Origin of the sequence: Streptomyces sp. TM32 (assembly GCF_004122755.1) — a bacterium.
In the GTDB taxonomy this organism is placed as follows: domain Bacteria; phylum Actinomycetota; class Actinomycetes; order Streptomycetales; family Streptomycetaceae; genus Streptomyces; species Streptomyces sioyaensis.
Window position 1 is genome coordinate 1 of the sequence record NZ_SDIG01000063.1, and the last position, 21,136, is coordinate 21,136.

Below are 21,136 nucleotides of genomic sequence, written 5' to 3' on the forward strand. Positions count from 1 at the left end.
AAGATGACCGGCAAGATGCTGGACGAGCGGCTCGGGAAGATCACCTTCTGGACGCTGTTCGTGGGCTTCCACGGCACGTTCCTCGTCCAGCACTGGCTGGGCGCCGAGGGCATGCTGCGGCGTATCCCGGACTACCTCGCGGCCGACGGATTCACCACCCTGAACACCGTCTCCAGCATCTTCTCCTTCCTTCTCGGGCTCTCCCTCCTGCCCTTTCTCTACAACGTGTGGAAGACCGCGAAGTACGGCGCGCAGGTCGACTCCGACGATCCCTGGGGGTACGGCCGTTCGCTGGAATGGGCGACGTCCTGCCCGCCGCCGCGGCACAACTTCCGTACGCTGCCGCGTATTCGCTCCGAATCCCCGGCCTTCGATCTGCACCACCCGGAGATCGCACGCGATATCGAGGCCTTGGCGGACGCCGGGGACACGCCTGCCACCGGAATCGGGGCACGCCGATGAACGAGGGAACGCAGATGGGCGAAGGAAGCCGGAGGGGCGGAGGAAGGCGGAGGGGCGAGGGCAGGGAAACGGGCAGAGGACGGCGGAAGGGGGAGGGCAGGGAAATGGGCCGGGGAATGTCCGAAGGGGGCGGTCTGCCCGGTGGTCTGCCGTACGCAGGGGAAATGCCGGGGGCCGACGGCACGGCGATGGACCGGGCCATCAACGAGATCGAGGGCTTTCTCCTCTGGGAGGCCGAGAAGGACCGGGCACGTATCCGCGCGGAGGCCTTCTGCGCGGGCCTGCCCTGGCTCACCGACAGTCAGCGGCGGGAAGTGGAGCTGCACTACTGCCGCGACCAGCGCGATGCCACGTGGGCGTATCTGGAGCGCATCGCGGTCCGCAGCGCCACCCTGCGGACCGAGTACGAAGGCGTCTACCGGGCCCTGCGGCGACGGCTGATCACCGTGTTCCTCGGCGGCACGGTCGCCGTCGCGGCGCTGGTGGCGGTGGCGGTCGTCGGCACGGCCGTGCGGTGAGGGTGACGCCCACGCGGCGCGTTGGGGTGACGCCCACGCCGGACGGGGCGCGGCCGTCACCCCTGGCCGGTCAGCCGGTCGGCCGGTCGGCCGGTCGGCCGGTCGGCCGGTGCACCCGAGCGCCGCTCAGCCGGTGACCGTGATCTGGGAGGCGGGATCGGTGGTGTCGGCGACCTTGTAGGTGGCGTTGAACGTCGAGCTGGTCGCGGTGGTCGGGCAGCCGAAGCCGCCCACCACCTTCACCGGTACCGCGGCGTTCGTGAAGGTGAGCGTGGACGGTGCGCCGTTGGTCCAGGTGCCGTCCACCGTGGCGGGTGCGGTGGGGGCCGCGGTGACCGTGCAGGACGCCAGCCCGCTGGTCTTGAGGACGAATCCGCCGGTGGGGATGGTCAGGCCGGCGGTCACCGGCGCCCCGTTCTGCATGGCGACGCCCCAGGTGCCGGTCGTGGTGACGCTCGCGCTCACGCCCGGCAGGCTCGTCGAGCAGGAACCGTAGGTCGCCGGGGTGGTCGAACTGCTCACCGGCCCGGCCGGGTTGTGGTTGCCGGGCGCGGCCGGGACCTGCCCGCTGGAGGTCGAGGTCGTACAGGTCACCGTCACCGCACCGGCCTTGAAGGTGGCCTTGCCGCTGAGCGTGGCGGTGAAGCCGTGACCTGCCGGACTCACGGTCGTGGCGGCCGCGGCGAGGGGTGCCGACGGGGCGGGCAGGGCCGCCGCGGAACCCGGCACGGCGAGCGGCAGGGCGAGCGCCGCGACGATCCCGGTGCCGGCGGAACGGAACGCGCGGCTGCGCTGCGTACGGCGGGCGGGGTGCGTCATCGTCATCGTGGGTCTCCTTCAAGGGGGGTGGGTGCCACAGGGGCGGTCGGTCCGCGGTGCGGGCAGCGGTCCGGTCCCGTACGCGGACGACGGCGCTGGGGGGTACGGGTAGGGGTACGGGCGCGGCGGGGTGGCTGGCCGGTGGCCGGGTGGACGGATGCGGGCTGCGGGTTATGGGGGCCTACGGGCCGCTGGGCGCGGGCGCGCCGTCACCCGGTTCGGCACCGGCCTCGGGCGTCGCGGCGGCGCCGGGTTCCACCGGTGCGGCCGGCTGCCAGGCGAACATCATCGAGCCGCCGAGAATCCCGAGGACGGTGCCGAGCAGAAAGCCGCCGAGGTTGGACATCACCAGCGCGGCCGCCGCACACAGCACGGTGAGCACCCCCGCGAGGCCCCGGTAGTGCGGGGCGAACCACGCCGAGAGCCCCATCACGATCATCACCAGCCCCATCAGCACGGACGGGATGCCGGCGATGCCCTGTTGCAGCATGATCTTCAGCGGCGCGAGGGGGATGGCGCAGAGCTCGGCGCCGGCGAGGACGGCCGCCAGACCGCCCCAGAAGGGCCGTGCCCTCCGCCAGCGCCGCCAGGTCAGAAGCATTCCTTGGAGCCCTTGGAAATCTTCATGTTCAGGCCGGACAGCTTGAAGGTCCCCGCGTTGGTGGCCCAGGCCGTCTGCCGCAGGTTGCTGATGTTGACGTCGTCGGCCTGCTGGGCGAAGAGGTCCTGCATGCCCTGGGCGCTGTCCGGTCCCTTGTCGAGGGTGGAGGCGTCCCGGCCGATCTCGATGCCGTGGAAGGACGCGTTGCCGGAGAGCTGGGTGGCGTCCACGAAGAGATTGGTCGCCTCGACGGGCCTGCCGCCCGTACCGGCGCTGAGGTTGAGCGAGATGTCGCCGATGACGGGCAGGTGGGTGACGACCGACTGGCACAGATGGTTCATCCGGGCGGTCTTGATGGCCGTGACGGCGACCGGCAGGAGGTCTCCCCTGGCGTTCGTGTCCACGCTGCCGTACTGGGCGAAGCCGTCGCCCGTGAGGCTGTCGGCGGAAACCTTGAACTGCTGTCCCGAGACGGCGAACGACGCCGCCAGTGCCCCGTTGGCCAGGGCAATGCCCAGGGCGGCCGTGCCGACGAGGGCCGGGACGGACAGCGCGGCGAACCTGCGCCATCTGATGCGTCCCGTGACGGGTCTGCCGTGTGCGTCCTTCATATCGGTGTGTCCCCTTCGAAGAGCGAGCGCGCTGTCGAACGGTGGGGGGTGCAGGTGCGTGGTGGGGCGTGGTGGGGCGTGCAGTGCGGGCGCGTCGGCGTGCGGCGCGGGTGTGGCGACGCGCGGGGGCCGGCGTGTGCGGAGGTGGGGAAGAACGTGCGGTTCGGGTACCGGCGCTGCGGAGCTGTGCGCGAAGATGCCGAACTGCCAAGTGTTACCCGCGAGTTGAATGTAAGTCTGAGCATGACAACTGACAAGCTTGCGGAAGGAACCGGTTTCGGACATACCGCTCGTCCGGCTTTCCGGGCCCCCGCCCCCCTTCTCCGTGCCCGGCGGCCCGCCCCTCCTCGGTCAGCCGTAATGAACCCGGAGTTCCTTGACGCCGTTGAGCCAGGCCGAGCGCAGTCGGCGTGGGTCGCCCGCCAGGGAGATGTCGGGCAGGGCGTCCGCGAGGGCCTGGAAGATCAGGTTGATCTCCAGCACCGCGAGGGACTTGCCGAGGCAGAAGTGCGGGCCGCCGCCGCCGAATCCCAGATGGGGGTTGGGGTCGCGGGTGATGTCGAAGACCTCGGGGTCGGTGAAGACCTCCGGATCGTTGTTGGCGGAGGAGTAGAAGATCCCCACCCGCTGCCCTTCCTTGATCTTCGCACCGCCCAGTTCGGTGTCCTGGGTGGCGGTGCGCTGGAAGGAGACCACCGGCGTCGCCCACCGCACGATCTCCTCGGCCGCGGTCGCCGGGCGCTCGCGCTTGAAGAGTTCCCACTGGTCGGGGTGGGTGAGGAAGGCGTGCATGCCGTGGGTGATGGCGTTGCGGGTGGTCTCGTTGCCGGCCACCGCCAGCAGCAGCACGAAGAACCCGAACTCGTCGGAGCCGAGGTTCCCCTCGTGCTCCGCCGCCACCAGCCGGCTGACGATGTCCTCGGCCGGACACTCCTTGCGCGCCGCGGCGAGGTTCATCGCGTACGAGATCAGCTCCATGGCCGCGTTGCTGCCGACCTCTTCGGTGATCGCCAGCTCGGGATCGTCGTACGCGACCATCTTGTTCGACCAGTCGAAGATCCGGGCCCGGTCGTCCTGGGGGATGCCGATCAGTTCCGCGATGGCCTGGAGGGGGAGTTCGCAGGCGATGTCGGTGACGAAGTCCCCGGTGCCGTTGCGGCGCGCCTCGTCGACGATGTGCACCGCCCGGCGGCGCAGCGCGTCCTCCAGGCCGCGGATGGCGCGCGGGGTGAAGCCGCGCTGCACGATCTGCCGGACCCGGGTGTGCTCGGGCGGGTCCATGTTCAGCATGATGAGTTTCTGTACGTCGATCTGCTCACGGGTCATGGACGCGTTGAACCGGATGATCGAGGTGTTGCGGCTGGCGGAGAAGATGTCCGGCTTGGTGGACACCTCCTTGACGTCCTGGTGGCGCGTGACGACCCAGTAGCCGTCGTCGCCGAAGCCGGCAATGCCGTGCGGCTGGGCGTTCCACCACACCGGAGCGGTCTGCCGCAGTAGCGCGAACTCGGGGAGCGGGACGCGGGACTGATAGACGTCGGGGTCGGTGAAGTCGAACCCGTCGGGCAACGCGGGGCATGGCATCGGCGACTCCTGGTCCATCTGGTCCATCCAAAAGTTCTGACGGTTCATCAGGTATGGATCGCGGTGAAGGTAGTGACGAGTTCCGCAAGTGGCAAGGGCCGCGGCGACTCCCTTTGTGGACAAGGGTGTTGCATGCCCCTTGCGCCCCGGAGGGCGGCTCATGAGACTGTTTGCAGAACTAGAACGCGTACTAGTTCTTCTTCCGTGGGTGCCGGGACCCGCGGACGCGAGGAGAGGACGAGTCAGTCATGGCCGCGGAACCCGTCATCGTCGAAGCAGTACGCACCCCGATCGGCAGGCGCCAGGGCGCGCTCGCCAACCTTCACCCCGCCTACCTCCTGGGCGAGACCTACCGCGAACTCCTCTCCCGTACGGGCATCCAGCCCGACTGCATCGAACAGATCGTCAGCGGCACCGTCACCCACGCCGGTGAACAGTCCATGAACCCGGCCCGCAACGCCTGGCTGGCGATGGGCCTTCCGTACGAGACCGCCGCGACCACCGTGGACTGCCAGTGCGGATCCTCCCAGCAAGCTAACCACATGGTCGCCAACATGATCGCGAGCGGCGTCATCGACGTCGGCATCGGCTGCGGTGTCGAGGCGATGTCCCGGGTGCCGCTCGGCAGCGCCTCCAAGCACGGCCCCGGAAAGCCCTGGCCGGACGAGTGGAACGTCGATCTGCCCAACCAGTTCGAGGCGGCCGAGCGCATCGCCCGCCACCGCGGGCTGACCCGCGAGAACGTCGACTCGCTCGGGCTGATCTCACAGGAGCGGGCGGCCGCCGCCTGGGCCGAGGAGCGCTTCAAACGGGAGACCTTCGCCGTCCAGGTGCCCACCACCGAGGACGAGCAGGCCGCGGGCCAGGGCATGTGGCGGCTGGTCGACCGGGACGAGGGGCTGCGCGACACCAGCATGGAGGCGCTGGCCGGCCTCAAGCCCGTGATGCCGACCGCGGTCCACACCGCGGGCAACTCCTCGCAGATCTCCGACGGCGCCGCCGCGGTGATGTGGGCCTCCAAGCGGATGGCCCGCGCCCTCAAGCTCAAACCGCGCGCCCGGATCGTGGCGCAGGCACTGGTCGGTTCCGATCCGCACTTCCATCTGGACGGGCCCATCGACGCCACCCGCGCGGTGCTCGGCAAGGCCGGGATGTCGCTGCGGGACATCGACCTCGTCGAGATCAACGAGGCCTTCGCCTCCGTGGTGCTCTCCTGGGCGCAGACCTTCGACCAGGACCTGGAGAAGGTGAACGTGAACGGCGGCGCCATCGCCCTGGGTCACCCGGTCGGCGCCACCGGCGCCCGGCTGGTGACCACCGCGCTGCACGAACTCGAACGCCGGGACAAGGAGTTCGCCCTGATCACCATGTGTGCCGGCGGCGCGCTGGCGACGGGGACGATCATCCAGCGGCTGTAGGGGCTGCCCGGCTCACGACGAGCCGGCTCCCGGGGGCGGGCCGGGCGTGAAGGAGACGGGGGCGTCGAAGGCGGCGCGGCGGGTGGCGCGGCGCAGCGCCGTCAGCACGGTGCCGCCCAGCGCGAAGGTGAGGACCACCGTCACCAGCGCCCGGGGCAGGTCCCAGCCGAGGGAGGTGGCGAGGCAGTAGGCGAGGAAGCGGGTGAGGTTCTGGCCGAGCGGATCGCCGGGGACGAAGGAGACCCCCGAGGCCATGCCGCCGATGTAGGGCCAGCCCTGGAGGTTCATGACCAGGCCGTAGAGGACGGCGGAGACGGCTCCGTACGCGGCGAGCAGGGCCAGTTCCCGGCGGCCGCGCAGCCGGTCGGGCCCGGGCAGCAGACCGGCCCCCATCGACACCCATCCCATCGTCAGCATCTGGAACGGCATCCAGGGCCCGACACCACCGGTCAGCAGGGCCGACGCGAACATCGCCACGGATCCCAGCACGAACCCGAAGCCCGGCCCGAGCACCCGCCCCGCCAGCACCATCAGGAAGAACATCGGCTCGATGCCGGCCGTTCCCGCGCCGAGCGGCCGCATCGCGGCCCCGGCCGCGGCCAGTACGCCGAGCATGGCGATGGCCTTCGCGTCCAGGCCGGTGTCGGCGACGGTCGCCACGACGACGGCGAGCAGCATCGGCAGCAGCGCGGCGAACAGCCAGGGCGCGTCCCGGGAATGGGCGAGACCGGAGGCGGAATCGGCGAGCAGCGGCCACCCGAAGGCCAGCACCCCGATGACCGAGATCAGGCACAGCGCGGCGACGGAGCGGGGCCCGAGCCGGATGGCCCGCGCCCGGCGCCCGGTGCTTGGACCGGCCGCGGCGCCGGGGCGCGGTCCGGCGCCCTCGGTGCGGTGCACGGGCGCGGTCATGCGGTGGCCTCCAGGGCGTCGGCCACCTGCGGCACGGTCAGCCAGGGCAGCGGCGCGAGGACCTTGGCGACCTGCGGCGCGAACGACGGCGAGGAGACCACGACCTCGTCGGTGGGGCCGTCGGCGACGATCTCGCCGTCGGCCAGGATGACGACCCGGTGGGCGAGTTCGGCGGCCAGCTCCACGTCGTGGGTGGCCAGGATGATGGCGTGGCCCTCGGCGGCCAGGGCGCGCAGCACCTCGATCAGCCGGGCCTTGGCGGCGTAATCCAGTCCGCGGGTGGGCTCGTCGAGCAGGAGCAGCGGCGGACGGGCGGTCAGCACGACCGCGAGGGCGAGGGCCAGGCGCTGGCCCTCGGACAGATCGCGGGGGTGGACGGAGTCGGGGACATCGGGCAGCAGCCGGGCGACCTGGGCGCGGCAGCTGCCGGGCGGGGCGCCCGCGTCCTGGTCGGCCGCGGTGCACTCGGCGGCGACGGTGTCCGCGTAGAGCAGGTCACGGGGTTCCTGGGGGACCAGGCCGACGTGCCGCAGGAGGGCGCGGGGGCCGGTGCGGTGCGGGGTGACGCCACCGACCCGCACCGAGCCGGCGGCCGGCGGGTGCATCCCGACCAGGGTGGACAGCAGGGTCGACTTCCCCGCCCCGTTACGGCCCATCAGGGCAAGGGTCTCGCCGCGCCGCACGGTCAGCTCCACCCCGTGCAGCACCTCGGTCCGCCCCCGCCGGACGCCCAGCCCGGACACCGCCGCGGCGATCCCGTCCGGGACGGCGTCGGCCCGGGGCGCCAGGACGGAGGATGCCGCTCCCGACCCTGTGTCTCCCGGCCCGGTGCCCGTCCCGCCAACTGCCTGCCCCGCTCCCGGCCCGGTGCCCGGCCCGCCGACTCCCCGCCCCGCTCCCGGCGCCGGCGGCGTCACCCCCGTCAGCCGCGTGCGCAGGGCGGCGGCCTTCCGGCGGGCGTCGCGTACCGACAGCGGCAGCGGGGACCAGTGCGCGAGGCGGCCGAGGGCCACCACCGGAGGGTGGACGGGGGAGACGGCCATGACGTCGGCGGGGGCGCCCATGACCGGGGCCGCGCCGGGGGAGGGGAGCAGGATGACCTGGTCGGCGTACTGGACGACGCGCTCCAGGCGGTGTTCGGCCAGCAGGACCGTGGTGCCCAGGTCGTGCACCAGGCGCTGGAGCACGGAGAGCACGTCTTCGGCGGCGGCCGGGTCGAGCGCCGAGGTCGGCTCGTCGAGGACCAGGACCTTGGGGTGGGGGGTCAGGACCGACCCGATCGCCACCCGCTGCCGCTGTCCGCCGGAGAGCGTGGCCAGGGCGCGGTCGCGCAGCTCGGCCAGGCTCAGCAGGTCCAGGGTCTCCTCGACGCGCCGGCGCATCACGTCGGGGGCGAGGCCGAGCGACTCCATGCCGTAGGCGAGCTCGTCCTCCACGGTGTCGGTGACGAAGTGCGCCAGTGGGTCCTGGCCCACGGTGCCGACGACATCGGCCAGTTCGCGCGGCTTGTGGGTGCGGGTGTCCCGGCCGTCGACGGTGACCCGGCCGCGCAGGGTGCCGCCGGTGAAGTGCGGGACGAGACCGCAGACGGCGTTCAGGACGGTGGACTTGCCGACGCCGGAGGGCCCGACCAGCAGGCACAGTTCGCCCTCGGGGACGGTCAGGTCGATGCCCTGGACGGCCGGCGCCGTGGCGTCGCCGTAGGTGACCGAGACCTGCTCGAACCGGATCACGGGGTGGGCTCCTTCGCACGCGGATCGACATCGACGGCACGGCCACGGCCCCGGGACGCGGTGCGGTCCGCCCGGTCCCCGCCCGGCGGGAGCGGGGCGACGGACGCGGGCAGCAGTCCCACGAGCACGGAGACGGCCGGCCAGAGGGGGAGGACAGGGGCGGTGAGCGGGACGGCGGGTGGGTGGAGGGCGGTGGGCGCGTAGGAGTTGGCCCAGATCATCAGGGTGGCGACGGCGATGCCGGAGCCCGCGACCAGCCAGGCGCGCACGCCCCACCGCTCGGGCCGGTAGCGGCTGCGCACCGACCGCCGGCCGCCGAGCCACAGCCCGCCCAGCGCCGCCGCCAGTCCGGCCAGCAGCAGCGGCAGACCGTAGCCGCCGCCCTCGCCCAGCAGCCCGTACGTCCCGGCGCAGACGCCGAGCAGCCCGCCGAGGGTGAGGACGGAGGTGGTGTGCCGTACGGCCCGCGGCACGTCGGCGCTGCGGCCGTAGCCCCGCGCGTCCATGGCCGCGGCCAGCGCCACCGAACGCTCCAACGCGCCCTCCAGCACCGGCATGCCGACCTGGAGGAGCGCCGGCAACCCGCGGTCGGGGCGGCCGCGCAGCCGGCGGGCGGCGCGCAGCCGCTGGACGTCGGCGACCAGGTTCGGGGCGAACGTCATCGCGACGACGACCGCGACGCCCACCTCGTACAGCGCGCCGGGCAGCGACTTCAGCAGCCGCGCCGGATGGGCGAGCGCATTGGCGGCGCCCACACAGATGAGAAGGGTGGCCAGTTTCAGCCCGTCGTACAGGGCGAAGACCATGCCCTCCGCGGTGACCCGGCCGCCGATCCGGACTCCCTTCGCCCAGTCGGGCAGCGGCACTTCGGGCAGCGTGACCAGGGTGTGCGTGCCGGGAATCGGCGACCCCAGGAAGAAGGCGAAGACCAGCCGGACTGCGATCACGACCAGGCCGAGCTTGACGAACGCCCCGTACGAACGGGCCCAGGGCGCCTCCGTACGGCGGGCCGCCACGACATGACCGGCCACCCCCACCAGCAGCCCCAGCAGCAGCGGATCGGTGGTGCGGGAGGCCGCGGTGGCCAGGCCGAGCGCCCACAGCCACCAGGCGCCGGCCGGCAGCGCGGTGGTACGGGTCGCCCGCGGGGCGCTCATCCGCGCCGGCGGCGGAGCTGCCACCCGGCCGCCGCACCCAGGACCACGAGGACCGCGATGCCGCCGAACAGCCCGGTGGACGGCCCGCCGTCGTCCCCGCCGTCCGCCGCCGCGCCCGGGGCCGGCGACGCCGCGGACCGTGCCCCCTTCGAGTCGTTCACCCGCTCCGCGCACCCCGCCTTCGGGTAACCGGCGACGGCACACAGCAAGGCGCTCGCGTCGTAGCGCAGCGGCCGGGCGACCGCCGCCAGCGCCTCGCCCGCCGAGGCGTCCTCGGACACCTGGGCGCACGCCGTCCGCGACGCCGGTGGCCGCTCGCCGCCGGGCGCGTCCGCCGCGGTACCGAAGTCGACGACGACGCCGACCCGTTTGCGGCCCTCCTCGGCGGGGGTGGCCCGGCAGATCGCGTCGAAACCGGGCGCCGTACGGGGCTTGCCGGCCGCGGCGGAATCGGCGCCGACGGCGAAGCGGAACCCGGCGACCGCACCGTCGGCCGGCCGCAGGGTGCCCGGCCCCTCGGTGGCGTACGTCCAGGAACTGCCCTTGCCCTCCCAGACGGACCAGTAGCGGTACTCCTGGGCCTGGGCGGGCCCGGCGGCCAGACCGGTGACCGTGCCGGCCAGCAGCGCGGCGCCGGCGAGGGTGGCGCGCCGCATCAGTGCCCGCCCCTCTTGCGGCCGCTGAGCAGGAAACCGAGGCCTGCGCCGAAGGCGAGGCCGACGCCGATGATCCACCACGGCATGCCGCCGCCGTCGTCGTCCTTGGCGGCGGCCTGGGAGTGCTTGCCCGGGACGGCGGCCGGCTCGGGGCCGGTGGCGTTGAGCGCGGTGACCAGGTCGGTGCCGCCGAAGGAGCGCGGGTCGCTGCCGGTGGCGTGCGCGGCCAGCACCAGCTGGGCGTACGCGGCGGGGCCGTTCTGCCGCGCCCAGCCCGTCGCGTTCTTCTGAAGCCAGGCCAGCGGCCGTCGGGCCTCGGCGCCGTGTCCGCCGGCCGCCAGCGCCACCACGGCGTCCGCGGTGTTGCCGACGTCGGGCTGCGGCTCGGCGCCCGGCATCGCGGACAGAAGGTGCTGCCCGTTCTTGTCGAGCTGGGCGACGAGATAGGCGGCGCCGCCGTCCGCGGCCTGCGTCGCGGAGACCCTGCCCGCCTTGTCCTTGCCGTCCTTGCAGGCCGGCGGCGCGACCGGGGTCCGGTCGCGGCGGCCGGTGGGCGCGACGACAAAGCCCTTGCCGAGCACGCCGGTTGCGGCGGCCGCGGTGGCGTCGGCGTTCGCAGCCGCGCCCTTGAGCTGGAAGGTGAACGCGCCGTGCGCGTCCTCCTTGCCCGCGCACCCGAGTCGGAAGGTGAGCAGCCCGTCGTAGGGGGTCCGGTGCTTCTTCGACGTCACCGACGCCGGCTTCTGCCCGGCTGCCGCGAGCGCCCCGATGACCACGGAGGTGGAGTTGGCGTCGCCGGGCGAGCCGGGCATCGAGCTCCAGCTGCCGTCGTCGTTCTGCACCGACTTCAGCCAGCCCACCGCCTTGTCCACGCTGGCGCCGTGCCCGCCCAACGCGGCCAGCGCCTGCACCGCGGCGGCTGTCTGGTTGGTGTCCCGCATCGTCTTGGCGGCACAGGGCTTGCCCGGCTCGGCTCGGAAGGCGGTGAACGCGCCGTCCGCGCACTGCTGCCCGACCAGCCACCGCACGGCCGACGTCGCCGGGCGCACCCCCACCGTGTGCTGCGCCAGCAGCGCGAGCGACTGCCGCCACACCCCGTCGTACTGCGGGTCCTTGGTGCCGTACAGACCCGAGGGCAGCTTCTTGGCCGCGGCGGACGGGGAACCGGCGGTAGCGGCAGGGGCGGCAGCGTACGCGGCAGGGGCGGCTGCCGCGCCCAGCACCATCGCGGCCGCCAGCGCCGTGGCGGCGCGGCGCGCCAAGGGGGCGCCGGAGTGCGGCGCGGGGGCCTGCTGGGCCAGGGAAGCCGTGGGGGCCATCGGGTCGGTGCCTCTCGGGTCGGGTCGCGGCGGCCACGCAGCCGCGCTCGGCCGCCCACCCGGGCACCGATCCGGGGATCGGGCGCGGTGGCACCGGGCTCAGCTCCGTATACCTCGACGGTGCCGCGCACCGGCCGTCCGCGGGCGGACGGCCGGTGTGGCGGGAGCCTTGGTCGTGCCCCTCGGGTGTTCCGGCTCGTACGGCCGCTCCGCGCCGGCCTGGGGCGTGGACGGGCCGTCCTCACGGTTGCGGGTCAGCGCCGGATTTCCACCGGCTTCCCCCGATCGGACACGGATGAAGTTGTCCCGCACACCTTAACCGGCGGCCCGCCCGGCATTCGCTCGCCCGTACGAGCCGGAGACGCACCGCGTACGAGCTGCACGGACACAGGACGAACCCGCAGATACCCACGACGCATCCCCTACGCCCGGCCACCGCCCCCGTCCACCGCCTGATACTGCACGGGGCCGGAGCCCGGCACGCACTCCGCATGACCCAGTTTCACCAGTCGGCGCAGATGTGCCTCGGCCTCCGAGACGGCGATGGTGCGGGAGCCGTAAGGGATCTGCTCCCAGGGGCGGTTCCACTCCATGGCCATGGCGAGCTGCCAGGGCGTGCGGGGTTCGCTCAGCAGCGTCCGCAACCGGTCGAGCCGCTCCTCGTGGTGGGCCAGGAGCGTGCGGACGCGGCCGCCGGCGTCGGTGAAGGCGTGCTGATGCGCGGGCAGCACCTCGGCGGGGGCGAGCCGGCCGACGCGTTCGAGGGAGTCGAGGTAGTCGCCCAGGGGGTCGGCGGCCTCGCCCGAGTTCCCGGCCGGGTCCTCGTACAGGCCGATGTGCGGAGTGATGCCCGGCAGGAGGTGGTCACCGGAGAAGAGCCGGCCGAAGCCGCGGGTCCGCCGGGCGGGGTGCTCCTCCTCCAGATGCAGACACACATGGCCCGGGGTGTGCCCGGGTGTCCAGATCGCGCGCAGCCGGCGCCCCGGCAGATCGAGCAGCTCGCCGGGGCCGATCTCGCGGTCCGGCAGCGCGGCCCGCATGCCGGGCATCCGCCGGCCGCCCCCGGTGGCCCGGGCCGTGCGCAGCGGCGCCAGATGGCCGTCCGGCGCGCCCGCCGCCGCGAGCCTGGCGATGAGGTGGTCGAGCCACTGGTCCGACGTGGCCCCGCGGGTGCGGCGGACCACGGCGGTGTCCGCGGCGTGCATCGCGAGCCAGGCGCCGGAGGCCTCCCGCACCTTGGCGGAGAGGCCGTGGTGGTCGGGGTGGTGGTGGGTGATCAGTACGCCGTGGAGGTCGGTGAGAGCGAAACCGCAGGCGGCGACGCCGGCGACGAGGGTGTCCCAGGAGTCCGGGTCGTCCCAGCCGGTGTCGATGAGCACCGGCCCCCGGTCGGTCTCCAGGAGGTGGACGAGGGTGTGGCCGAGCGGGTTGTCCGGGATGGGGACGGCGATGCTCCACACGCCGCCCCGGTGGTCGGTCACCTGCGTCGTCATCCCGGTCCCCTCTCGGTCCGCCGTGCGCCGGCACGCGCATCACTATAACTAGAACGAGTTTCAATGCGGCCGGAACTGCGCCCCTGGGTGCGCGCCTTGGGGATTCGGCCGGCGCCGTGGACTCCTCCCGGTAGAACTGATATCAGTTCTGCTGAGTGATTCTGATGCAGCGTCAGGAACCATCGGGAGGCGGCAGCGATGAGCGACCTCGTCGAGCACGGAAAGCTCTACCTGGGCGGGGCGTGGGCCGATCCGGCCGGCCGGGACACCATCGAGGTCGTCTCGCCGCACACCGAGCGGGTCATCGGCCGGGTGCCGCACGCCTCGCGGGCCGACGTCGACCGGGCGGTGGCCGCGGCCCGCACGTCCTTCGCGTCCGGGGAGTGGGCGAACGCCCCGCTGGCGGACCGGATCGCGGTGGTCACCCGCATCAAGGACGCCTTCGCGGCCCGCAGCGAGGAGTTCGCCAGGGTCATCAGCTCCGAGAACGGCACCCCGTTCACCTCCGGCGTCATGGTGCAGGCGCTGGCCGCGATGCTGGTGTGGGACACCGCGCTCACGGTGGCCCGGGACTTCCCGTTCGAGGAGCGGCGGGCCGGGGTGCTGGGTCCGCTGCTGGTACGGCGGGAGCCGGCCGGGGTGGTCGCGGCCGTGGTGCCGTGGAACGTCCCGCAGTTCACCGCCGCGGCCAAGCTCGCGCCGGCCCTGCTGGCCGGGTGCTCGGTGGTGCTGAAGGTGTCGCCGGAGACGCCGCTGGACGCGTACCTCCTCGCGGAGATCGCGTTGGAGGCGGGGCTGCCGCCGGGCGTGCTGTCGATCCTGCCGGCCGACCGCGAGGTGAGTGAGTACCTGGTGGGGCACCCGGGCGTGGACAAGGTGTCGTTCACCGGCTCGGTGGCGGCGGGCAAGCGGGTCATGGAGGTCGCGGCCCGCAACCTCAGCCGGGTCACGCTGGAGCTGGGCGGCAAGTCCGCCGCGGTGATCCTGCCGGACGCCGATCTGGACGCGGCGGTGGCCGGCATCGTGCCGTTCGCCTGGATGATCAACGGCCAGGCGTGCGTGGCCCAGACCCGGATCCTCGCGCCGCGCAGCCACTACGACGAGATCGCCGAGCGGTTCACCGCGGCGGCGAGCGCGCTGACCGTCGGCGACCCGCTGGATCCGGCCACCGAGGTCGGCCCGCTGGTCGCCCGCCGCCAGCAGCAGCGCTCGCTGGACTACATCGCGCTGGGGCAGCAGGAAGGCGCCAAGGTCCTGACCGGCGGCGGCCGTCCCGCGGGGCAGCCGACGGGCTGGTACGTCGAGCCGACCCTCTTCGGCGAGGTCACCAACTCCATGCGGATCGCCCGCGAGGAGATCTTCGGCCCGGTCATCTGCCTGCTGCCGTACGGCGACGAGGCGGAGGCGGTACGGATCGCCAACGACTCCGACTACGGGCTCTCCGGCTCGGTGTGGACGGCCGACATCGACCACGGCATCGACCTCGCCCGGCAGGTGCGCACCGGTACGTACTCCGTGAACACCTTCAGCATCGACATGCTCGGCCCGTTCGGCGGCTACAAGAACTCCGGCATCGGGCGGGAGTTCGGGCCCGAGGGCTTCGGCGAGTATCTGGAGCACAAGATGATCCATCTGCCGGCGGGTGCCTGATGGGGGACCGCTGGCAGGTGGCGGTGGACCGGGGCGTCTGCATCGGCTCGGGGATGTGCGCCGCCGCGGCGCCGGAGGGCTTCCGGCTGGATACGGCCCGGCAGTCGCACCCGGTGGCGCCGGAGACGGACGCCGACGAGCGCATCCTGGCGGCGGCCGAGGGGTGCCCCGTGGAGGCGATCACCCTGACCCTGGCCGGCAGCGGTGAGCCGGTCTTCCCACCGGAGGAGTGAGGGCCGTCGAGGGGCGACGGCACCGAGCGACTGCCCTCCCGCACCGTGGGGCGGGGCAGCCGCTCACTGCTTCGCGGTCCATGCGATCAGACGGAGCGTGGCTCGGGTGTGAGGCGGTCGAAGGAGACCAGAAGGCGATCCGGGCCGCGCAGGATGGCGTTCTCCCGGTACGGCGGGGGGTCGGCGACCAGGCGGGGGGATGCCAGCCGGCGGGCGAGGGCGGTCAGCGCGATCTGCGCTTCGGTCCGGGCGAGGGTGGCGCCGATGCAGTAGTGGATGCCGCCCCCGAAGCCGAGGTGGGCGTTGTCGGGGCGGCCGGGCAGGAACCGGTCCGGGTCGGAGAAGCGGCGGGGGTCGCGGTTGCCGGCGGCCAGGAGCAGGCGGACCCGGGAGCCCTTGGGGATGGTGGTGCCGGCGAGATCGATGTCGGCCAGGGTGCTGCGACCGGACATCTGTACCGGCGGGTCGTAGCGCAGCACTTCCTCCACGAGCGGGGTGACGAGGTCGGGCTCGGCGCGCAGCCGTGCCAGGAGGTCGGGGTGGCGCAGGAGCGCGAGGGTGCCGTTGGCGATGAGGTTGACGGTGGTCTCGTGGCCGGCGATCAGCAGCAGGGCGAGTGTGACGCGGAGGTCGATGGGATCCATGGGAGCATCCGAGCCCTGCCCGAACATCAGGCCGGAGAGCAGGTCGTCGGCGGGGGCGGCCTGACGGTCCGCGATGAGTCCTTCGAGGTACTGGACCAACTCATCGCGGGCTTCCTGGAGTTCGCGCAGCTCGTCCTCGGTCTGGGTCTCGATGGGATCCAGACCGCGGGTGAGGCGGCGGGCGATGCTGCCGAAGACGGGCTCGTCTTCGCGTGGCACGCCGAGCAGTTCGCAGATGAGGGTGACCGGCAGGGGGTAGGCCAGGTCGCCGACGACGTCCAGCTGTCCTGGCCGCTGACTGGTGTGCGCGTCCAGGAGCCCGGTGACGAGGTCGTCGATGTGGTCGCGCAGGCCCATGATGCGCGGGACGAACTGCTCGGTGACCTGGTGGCGCAGCTGGTCGTGCCGGGGCGCGTCCTCCATCAGCAGGCTCTTGCGGATCGGCTGCTGTTCCTGCCTGAGGCGGTCGGCGCTGACGCGCGGGTCACGGAGCAGTTGGCTGATCTCGTGGTAGCCGCTGACCAGCCAGGTTCCGTTCTCCTCGGGTACGACCGGCCGGCGGCACAACTGCGCGAAGTAGGGGTAGGGGTCGGCGCGGTTTTCGTAGCGGAGGGCCTGGGCGAACAGCTCCGAGGCGGTGTGCTGCTGGGTGGTCGAGGTCATGGTGGGGCTCCTCACTCGTGTCCGGCCGGGACGGACGGCATGGCTCGTGCGGGCGGTACGGACGGGACGGTCGGGCGGTCCGGTGCGGGGGCAGGACGCTGGGCGAAGCCGGCGTCGAGCGGGAGCAGCCGGTCCGGTCCGTCGGTGGCGTTGAGTTGCGGCGGAAAGGGCGCTCCGGCCTCGATGAGCGAGGCGTATCCGTCCAGCACGCGGGGGGAGTCGGCCGCGACGGCGGCGATCAGGCGGCCCCGATGGCCGTAGGCGGCCACGAAGCGCTGCTCGTCGAGTGCGCCCTGGGTGACCACGACCTGGTCGGCGAGGGGCGGCAGCCCCAGGCACTTGAGGTTGACGCCGAACTGGTTGGACCAGAACGCCGGCAGGGGCCGGTGGGCACGGTGGTCGCGCGGCGGGCGGACCATGTTGTGGGCGGCGGTGCGGGCCTGGGCGACGGCGTTGTCCCAGTGGTCCAGGCGCAGGAGCTGACCGGGGTAGAGCGGGTGCGGCCAGCGGGCGACATCACCGGCGACGAAGACGTCCGCCGTCGGCGTCCCGTCGTCGGCCAGTGCCCGGCAGGTGTGGTCGCACGCCACGCCGTGGGCGTCGGCGGCCAGCCCGAAGCCGGCCAGCCACTCGGTGTTGGCCATGGCTCCGGCCGCGACCAGGGCCACCTCCGCCTCCACCACGGTGCCGTCGGAGAGGAGCGCCCGCCGCAACCGTCCGCGGGCATCCCCCTCCAGGGCCCGGACCGTGGTGCGCAGCCGCAGGTCCACCCCGGCGTCGCGGTACCAGCCGGTCGCGGCGCGGCCGACGACACCGCCCAGCGCGCTCGCCAACGGGGCCTCGCCACGGTGGACCACGGTGACCTCAAGGCCCAGGTCGCGGCAGACCGAGGCGACCTCGCCACCGGTGAAGCCGGCACCGATGACCAGCACCCGGCCCGGCCCCGCGGCCAGCGCCGTGCGCAGCCGGTCCGCGTCATCGCGGGTGCGCAACACGTGAACCCCGTGCAGGGTGCCGCCCTGCTGCTGGGGCCAGGGGCGGGCCCGGGTGCCGGTGGCGATCAGCAGCCGGTCGTACGCCACCTGCCGCCCATCAGCCAGTTCCACACGGCGTTCACGCAGGTCAAGGCCGGTCGCGGAGGTGCCGAGCAGCCAGCGGGCGGCGATGTCGCGGACCCGGGGGAGCTGGGTGTGGTCGGTGGTCAGCCGGCCCGACAGGACCGCCTTCGACAGCGGCGGACGGTCGTAGGGCGCATGCGGTTCGTCGCCGATGAGCGTGAGCTCACCGGTGAATCCTTCATCGCGCAGGGCCTCGGCGGCGCGCAGCCCGGCCAGGGAGGCGCCGACCACGACGATGCGTTCCGGGGATTCGGGGGCGTTCACTGCGCACTCTCCGTGGTCAGGGGTGCGGGCTCGGTGGCCCTGCCCAGGGTGATGGCCTGTACGGGGCACGCGGCGGCGGCCCGCTCGACCTCGCGGCGGAGGCCCGGGTCGGGGGCGTAGTCGTACTCCAGCACCTCCTCGCCGTGGAACCGGAAGACGGTCGGCGCGGCGTAGACGCACTGCCCGTAGCTCTGGCAACGGTTCAGGTCCACCACGAGCCGGAGCTCCTCCGGCGGGGAATCGGTGGTCATTTCTTCGCTCTCCTCGCAGGTCAGCGCGGGTTCGGCGGCTCTTCCGGCACCCGGTCGCGGCCTCCTGCCGCACGTCCGGGCGACGATCGCGGTCACTATCCAGATAGCAACCACTATTCAGACTGTACACGCCATCCGAGCGTTGACGTAGTACTCGCTATCTGAATAGTGTCCCCAACGTGAAAACCGACATCGACGAATCCGCACGGCGGCGACCGACCCGCGCGGAGACCAAGGCCCGCACCCGGCGCCTGCTGCTGGACGCGGCGGCCCATGTCTTCGCCCACAAGGGCTTCGCGGGCGCTTCGGTGGAGGAGATCGCCGAGTCAGCGGGTTTCTCCATCGGCGCGCTGTACTCCCACTTCGGTGGCAAGGAGGCCCTCTTCCTCGCGCTGATGGCCGAACGCGGCCTGGGTCGCGTCGCCGAAGCCACCCACACCCTGGAGCGGCACGGGGCGGGCACCGGGGAGATGGCCGCCGAACTCGGGCGCCTGCTGGTGCACACCGCCGACAAGGACACCGACTTCGCCCCGCTCCAGGCCGAGTTCTGGCTCTACGCGGTACGCAACCCGCACGTCCTCGACACGATGGCCACCGCACTGCGCGAGCCGCACCAGGCACTGGAGGGCCTGATCGGCAGCTGGCTCGCCGAGCGGGGCGCACCCCCCGAGGTCAGCGCGGCCTCCGTGGCCTCCGTGGTGGCAGCGCTCTTCCCGGGGCTCGTCCGGCAGCGCCGCATCGCCCCCGACAGCGTCCCCGAGGAACTCTTCGGCCAGGCCCTGATCTGGCTGTTCACCGGTATCGGCCGGGGCGCTGCCGCCACCACCGACGACACCACCACCGACGAGACCACCACCGACCAGGACTGACCAGCCCGCCCTGCGGTCCGCGCCGACGGGCGGACCGCAGCGCACTCGAAGGGCGCCGCCCTCGCGAGAAAGCCTTCGGCCGCCCCCCAACTCCCCTCACCAGGAAGCAATTTCATGAGCCAAGACCCTCCGGCGTACAGCAGCACCCGGAACATCCGCAGGGGCTACGCCGTGGCCGGCGTCGTTTTCGCCGTCATATGGATAGGAGGGACCAGTGAGCCCGCCTGGGCCCACGCCGCGCGCACCACCTTCCTCATGCTGACCCTCTCGCCCACGCTCCTGTGGGCCAACCGCCGGCTCACCGCCGCGTTTCACGAATCCGCGCACCCCGGCCGGGTACTCGCCCGCCTGATCGCCGCCCGGGTCCTCATCGTCGCGACCGCCGTCGCCGCCAGCGCACTCCTCGTTCACCTGCTGGACCCGCACATCGCCCTCGACGCCATGGCGATCGCCGTTCCGCCGCTGCTCGTCCTGCTGACCGCCCCGCTACAGATCCGCGGCGCGTACCGAGCACGCGCGCGCGGGATTCACCCCTCGGCCCGCCCCGAGCTGTCGCCGGCTCGCCTGATCCCCGCCAAGCTGACCCTTGTCGCTGCCGCCCTACTGGCCCAGACGCTCCTCGACCCCTACCTGGCCAACCCCCAACTGCTGATCGCCGCCGCCACGGTCGTCACCGTGGCCGCCGTGGGCCCCAAGCTCCACACCACACTGCTGACCACCCCCGCCACCCGGGCCACCGGGCAGACGAGTCCGGCCCGGTCAACCGCCTGACGCTGTTGCGGCGTACTCGTCGATAAAAGGGCATCACACGTGATAGCCGTTTTCCCGTTGTGTGATGAAGTAATGACAACGCCGTGGGTCGGCGGATTGTGCTGATTCCCTGAGTTCCTGCGGAGAGAAAACCATCCCGGGTGGCTCCTTCTCTCTCCATTCACCCTTCGCGTCAAGGGCTGACCCATGGAAAGCGGGATGACTCATGAATTCGGACTCAGCACTCTCGGTGGTCATCGGCGCCGGAGGAACCGGCGGTCACATCTACCCCGGCCTTGCCCTTGCCGACGCGCTGCGCCGGGTCGTACCGGACGCGCGGATACATTTCATCGGGACCGAACGCGGTCTGGAAGGAAAGCTGATTCCGCAGGCGGGATACGCGTTGCACACCGTGGAGATGATCCCGTTCGAACGCGAGCTGGGCCCGCGCCGATATCTGCTGCCGGCCTACCTTTTGCGTGCCTCGGCCCAAGCGCGCACGGTGCTGTGGGAGCAGGGCGCGCACGTGGCGGTCGGGATGGGTGGCTACCCCAGCGCCCCGGTGATCCTCGGCGCGCGACGAGCGGGCGTGCCCAGCCTGATCCACGAGTCCAACGCGGTGCCGGGCCGGGCCAACCGCCTCTCGGCTCACCTCACACCGCATGTGGCCCTCGCCTTCGAGCAGTCCCGCACCCGGCTTCCGCGGTCCCGCGCCCGGACCGCCGGCGTGGTCGGTATGCCGTTGTCCGACTCGCTGACCCGGCTGAACCGGCTGCGGCTGTACGACGAGGCGCGCGCCTGGGCGGGGCTGCGCCCGAGCCAACGGCTGATCCTGGTCAACGGCGGAAGCCTGGGCGCCCGACGCCTGACGGACGCCGCGCTCGGCCTGGCCTGGCGCTGGCGCCACCGGACGGATGTGCGCCTGCTGATCAAGACGGGGCCGGAGGCCCTGCCTGCCGCCCGGCGGCGTCTGCAGGCCGAGGGGGGTGCCGCGGTGGCCGAGGCCGTCGCGTATCTGGACCGGATGGATCTGGCCTACGCGGCGGCCGATCTGGCCGTGTGCCGGGCCGGTTCCGCGACCGTCGCCGAGCTGGCGAGCGTGGGGCTGCCCGCCGTACTCGTCCCGCTGCCGCACGCGCCGGGCGACCACCAGACGCACAACGCGCGCGTCCTGGTGGACCAGGACGCGGCCCTGCTGCTGCCGGACCGGCAGGTCGGTCCGATCTCACTGGCCTCCTTGATCGAGCCGCTGCTGGCCGACCCCGAGAAGCTGGCGGCCATGAGCGGCGCGGCCGACCCGGGCAGCCACACGCAGGCAGCGGACCTGCTCGCCCAGCGGGTCCTCGCCTTGGCGGGCGGGGTGGCCGAGGCGGCCTGAGCCGGCACCTCCCGCATTCCAGGCACCTCCCGC

Annotated in this window: 21 protein-coding genes and 1 riboswitch; of the genes, 8 read left to right on the plus strand and 13 right to left on the minus strand. The window is 72.9% G+C overall.

What is annotated here, in order from left to right:
- On the plus strand, positions 1-462 hold a 462-nt coding region (locus EST92_RS16115; RefSeq protein WP_174244029.1), incomplete at its 5' end, for a cbb3-type cytochrome c oxidase subunit I.
- Between the two features lie 164 nt (positions 463-626).
- Positions 627-980: a hypothetical protein gene (locus EST92_RS16120; RefSeq protein WP_129281649.1), complete on the plus strand. Its 354-nt coding sequence runs from the start codon at positions 627-629 to the stop codon at positions 978-980.
- Positions 981-1,106: 126 nt separating this feature from the next.
- Here the strand turns inward: EST92_RS16120 and EST92_RS16125 are convergent, their stop codons facing one another.
- From EST92_RS16125 to EST92_RS16140, 4 genes are all read right to left on the minus strand, one after another.
- The gene (locus EST92_RS16125; RefSeq protein WP_129281623.1) at positions 1,107-1,805 is read right to left on the minus strand and encodes a hypothetical protein; all 699 of its coding nucleotides are present in this window, start codon (positions 1,803-1,805) and stop codon (positions 1,107-1,109) included.
- A 175-nt stretch (positions 1,806-1,980) separates the two neighbouring features.
- The gene (locus tag EST92_RS16130; RefSeq protein WP_129281624.1) at positions 1,981-2,400 is read right to left on the minus strand and encodes a DUF6114 domain-containing protein; all 420 of its coding nucleotides are present in this window, start codon (positions 2,398-2,400) and stop codon (positions 1,981-1,983) included.
- Complete coding sequence (locus EST92_RS16135) at positions 2,391-3,011, minus strand: DUF6230 family protein (protein WP_129281625.1); 621 nt, start codon at positions 3,009-3,011, stop codon at positions 2,391-2,393. Before EST92_RS16135 ends, EST92_RS16130 begins: the two co-directional genes overlap by 10 nt.
- A gap of 351 nt (positions 3,012-3,362) precedes the next feature.
- Positions 3,363-4,595 (minus strand): cytochrome P450, encoded by a 1,233-nt coding sequence (locus EST92_RS16140; RefSeq protein WP_129281650.1) that lies wholly within the window; start codon positions 4,593-4,595, stop codon positions 3,363-3,365.
- A 248-nt stretch (positions 4,596-4,843) separates the two neighbouring features.
- Between EST92_RS16140 and EST92_RS16145 the strand changes: the two genes are divergently transcribed.
- Positions 4,844-6,013: a steroid 3-ketoacyl-CoA thiolase gene (locus EST92_RS16145; RefSeq protein ID WP_129249586.1), complete on the plus strand. Its 1,170-nt coding sequence runs from the start codon at positions 4,844-4,846 to the stop codon at positions 6,011-6,013.
- A gap of 12 nt (positions 6,014-6,025) precedes the next feature.
- On the opposite strand, the gene EST92_RS16150 is transcribed toward EST92_RS16145, so the two are convergent.
- The 6 genes from EST92_RS16150 to EST92_RS16175 all read right to left on the minus strand — a co-directional run bounded on the left by EST92_RS16150 (position 6,026) and on the right by EST92_RS16175 (position 13,283).
- A complete protein-coding gene (locus EST92_RS16150) occupies positions 6,026-6,925 on the minus strand; it encodes an ECF transporter S component (protein WP_254068847.1) in 900 nt (299 codons plus the stop codon).
- A complete protein-coding gene (locus EST92_RS16155) occupies positions 6,922-8,658 on the minus strand; it encodes an ABC transporter ATP-binding protein (RefSeq protein WP_129281626.1) in 1,737 nt (578 codons plus the stop codon). The genes EST92_RS16150 and EST92_RS16155 overlap by 4 nt, the downstream gene beginning before the upstream one ends.
- The gene (locus EST92_RS16160; protein ID WP_129281652.1) at positions 8,655-9,815 is read right to left on the minus strand and encodes a CbiQ family ECF transporter T component; all 1,161 of its coding nucleotides are present in this window, start codon (positions 9,813-9,815) and stop codon (positions 8,655-8,657) included. Before EST92_RS16160 ends, EST92_RS16155 begins: the two co-directional genes overlap by 4 nt.
- Positions 9,812-10,471, minus strand: coding sequence for an SCO2322 family protein (locus EST92_RS16165; protein ID WP_129281627.1), 660 nt, complete (start codon positions 10,469-10,471; stop codon positions 9,812-9,814). The genes EST92_RS16160 and EST92_RS16165 overlap by 4 nt, the downstream gene beginning before the upstream one ends.
- On the minus strand, positions 10,471-11,790 hold the full coding sequence (locus EST92_RS16170) for a prenyltransferase/squalene oxidase repeat-containing protein (protein ID WP_129281628.1): 1,320 nt from the start codon (positions 11,788-11,790) through the stop codon (positions 10,471-10,473). The genes EST92_RS16165 and EST92_RS16170 overlap by 1 nt, the downstream gene beginning before the upstream one ends.
- A 163-nt stretch (positions 11,791-11,953) precedes the next feature.
- Positions 11,954-12,109, minus strand: a riboswitch (cobalamin riboswitch).
- Positions 12,110-12,212: 103 nt separating this feature from the next.
- Positions 12,213-13,283, minus strand: coding sequence for an MBL fold metallo-hydrolase (locus EST92_RS16175; protein WP_129281629.1), 1,071 nt, complete (start codon positions 13,281-13,283; stop codon positions 12,213-12,215).
- A 198-nt stretch (positions 13,284-13,481) separates the two neighbouring features.
- On the opposite strand from EST92_RS16175, the gene EST92_RS16180 reads away from it, so the two are divergent.
- Together EST92_RS16180 and EST92_RS16185 are read left to right on the plus strand one after the other, a co-directional pair.
- On the plus strand, positions 13,482-14,933 hold the full coding sequence (locus EST92_RS16180) for an aldehyde dehydrogenase (protein ID WP_129281630.1): 1,452 nt from the start codon (positions 13,482-13,484) through the stop codon (positions 14,931-14,933).
- Positions 14,933-15,166: a ferredoxin gene (locus tag EST92_RS16185; RefSeq protein WP_129281631.1), complete on the plus strand. Its 234-nt coding sequence runs from the start codon at positions 14,933-14,935 to the stop codon at positions 15,164-15,166. Before EST92_RS16180 ends, EST92_RS16185 begins: the two co-directional genes overlap by 1 nt.
- A gap of 86 nt (positions 15,167-15,252) precedes the next feature.
- Here EST92_RS16185 and EST92_RS16190 read toward each other — a convergent pair whose 3' ends face one another.
- The 3 genes from EST92_RS16190 to EST92_RS16200 are packed head-to-tail and all read right to left on the minus strand — an operon-like array spanning position 15,253 to position 18,106.
- On the minus strand, positions 15,253-16,473 hold the full coding sequence (locus EST92_RS16190) for a cytochrome P450 (RefSeq protein ID WP_129281632.1): 1,221 nt from the start codon (positions 16,471-16,473) through the stop codon (positions 15,253-15,255).
- An 11-nt stretch (positions 16,474-16,484) separates the two neighbouring features.
- Complete coding sequence (locus tag EST92_RS16195; RefSeq protein ID WP_129281633.1) at positions 16,485-17,855, minus strand: FAD-dependent oxidoreductase; 1,371 nt, start codon at positions 17,853-17,855, stop codon at positions 16,485-16,487.
- Positions 17,852-18,106 (minus strand): ferredoxin, encoded by a 255-nt coding sequence (locus EST92_RS16200; RefSeq protein ID WP_129281634.1) that lies wholly within the window; start codon positions 18,104-18,106, stop codon positions 17,852-17,854. The genes EST92_RS16195 and EST92_RS16200 overlap by 4 nt, the downstream gene beginning before the upstream one ends.
- 179 nt (positions 18,107-18,285) lie before the next feature.
- Between EST92_RS16200 and EST92_RS16205 the strand changes: the two genes are divergently transcribed.
- The 3 genes from EST92_RS16205 (at position 18,286) to EST92_RS16215 (ending at position 21,103) form a co-directional block, all read left to right on the plus strand.
- The gene (locus EST92_RS16205) at positions 18,286-18,975 is read left to right on the plus strand and encodes a TetR/AcrR family transcriptional regulator (protein WP_129281635.1); all 690 of its coding nucleotides are present in this window, start codon (positions 18,286-18,288) and stop codon (positions 18,973-18,975) included.
- A 114-nt stretch (positions 18,976-19,089) separates the two neighbouring features.
- The gene (locus tag EST92_RS16210) at positions 19,090-19,746 is read left to right on the plus strand and encodes a hypothetical protein (protein WP_129281636.1); all 657 of its coding nucleotides are present in this window, start codon (positions 19,090-19,092) and stop codon (positions 19,744-19,746) included.
- Between the two features lie 205 nt (positions 19,747-19,951).
- Positions 19,952-21,103, plus strand: a complete 1,152-nt coding sequence (locus EST92_RS16215) for a UDP-N-acetylglucosamine--N-acetylmuramyl-(pentapeptide) pyrophosphoryl-undecaprenol N-acetylglucosamine transferase (protein ID WP_129281637.1) — start codon at positions 19,952-19,954, stop codon at positions 21,101-21,103.
- Positions 21,104-21,136: the final 33 nt, after the last annotated feature.

Bases quoted from the DNA above. Each gene is read 5' to 3' on its own strand.
- EST92_RS16170 (WP_129281628.1), bottom strand. From the start codon at position 11,790: ATGGCCCCCACGGCTTCCCTGGCCCAGCAGGCCCCCGCGCCGCACTCC.
- EST92_RS16145 (WP_129249586.1), top strand. From the start codon at position 4,844: ATGGCCGCGGAACCCGTCATCGTCGAAGCAGTACGCACCCCGATCGGC.
- EST92_RS16135 (WP_129281625.1), bottom strand. From the start codon at position 3,011: ATGAAGGACGCACACGGCAGACCCGTCACGGGACGCATCAGATGGCGC.
- EST92_RS16215 (WP_129281637.1), top strand. From the start codon at position 19,952: ATGAATTCGGACTCAGCACTCTCGGTGGTCATCGGCGCCGGAGGAACC.
- EST92_RS16125 (WP_129281623.1), bottom strand. From the start codon at position 1,805: ATGACGATGACGCACCCCGCCCGCCGTACGCAGCGCAGCCGCGCGTTC.
- EST92_RS16120 (WP_129281649.1), top strand. From the start codon at position 627: ATGCCGGGGGCCGACGGCACGGCGATGGACCGGGCCATCAACGAGATC.
- EST92_RS16185 (WP_129281631.1), top strand. From the start codon at position 14,933: ATGGGGGACCGCTGGCAGGTGGCGGTGGACCGGGGCGTCTGCATCGGC.
- EST92_RS16130 (WP_129281624.1), bottom strand. From the start codon at position 2,400: ATGCTTCTGACCTGGCGGCGCTGGCGGAGGGCACGGCCCTTCTGGGGC.
- EST92_RS16165 (WP_129281627.1), bottom strand. From the start codon at position 10,471: ATGCGGCGCGCCACCCTCGCCGGCGCCGCGCTGCTGGCCGGCACGGTC.
- EST92_RS16180 (WP_129281630.1), top strand. From the start codon at position 13,482: ATGAGCGACCTCGTCGAGCACGGAAAGCTCTACCTGGGCGGGGCGTGG.
- EST92_RS16200 (WP_129281634.1), bottom strand. From the start codon at position 18,106: ATGACCACCGATTCCCCGCCGGAGGAGCTCCGGCTCGTGGTGGACCTG.
- EST92_RS16140 (WP_129281650.1), bottom strand. From the start codon at position 4,595: ATGCCATGCCCCGCGTTGCCCGACGGGTTCGACTTCACCGACCCCGAC.
- EST92_RS16175 (WP_129281629.1), bottom strand. From the start codon at position 13,283: ATGACGACGCAGGTGACCGACCACCGGGGCGGCGTGTGGAGCATCGCC.
- EST92_RS16150 (WP_254068847.1), bottom strand. From the start codon at position 6,925: ATGACCGCGCCCGTGCACCGCACCGAGGGCGCCGGACCGCGCCCCGGC.
- EST92_RS16160 (WP_129281652.1), bottom strand. From the start codon at position 9,815: ATGAGCGCCCCGCGGGCGACCCGTACCACCGCGCTGCCGGCCGGCGCC.
- EST92_RS16190 (WP_129281632.1), bottom strand. From the start codon at position 16,473: ATGACCTCGACCACCCAGCAGCACACCGCCTCGGAGCTGTTCGCCCAG.
- EST92_RS16210 (WP_129281636.1), top strand. From the start codon at position 19,090: ATGAGCCAAGACCCTCCGGCGTACAGCAGCACCCGGAACATCCGCAGG.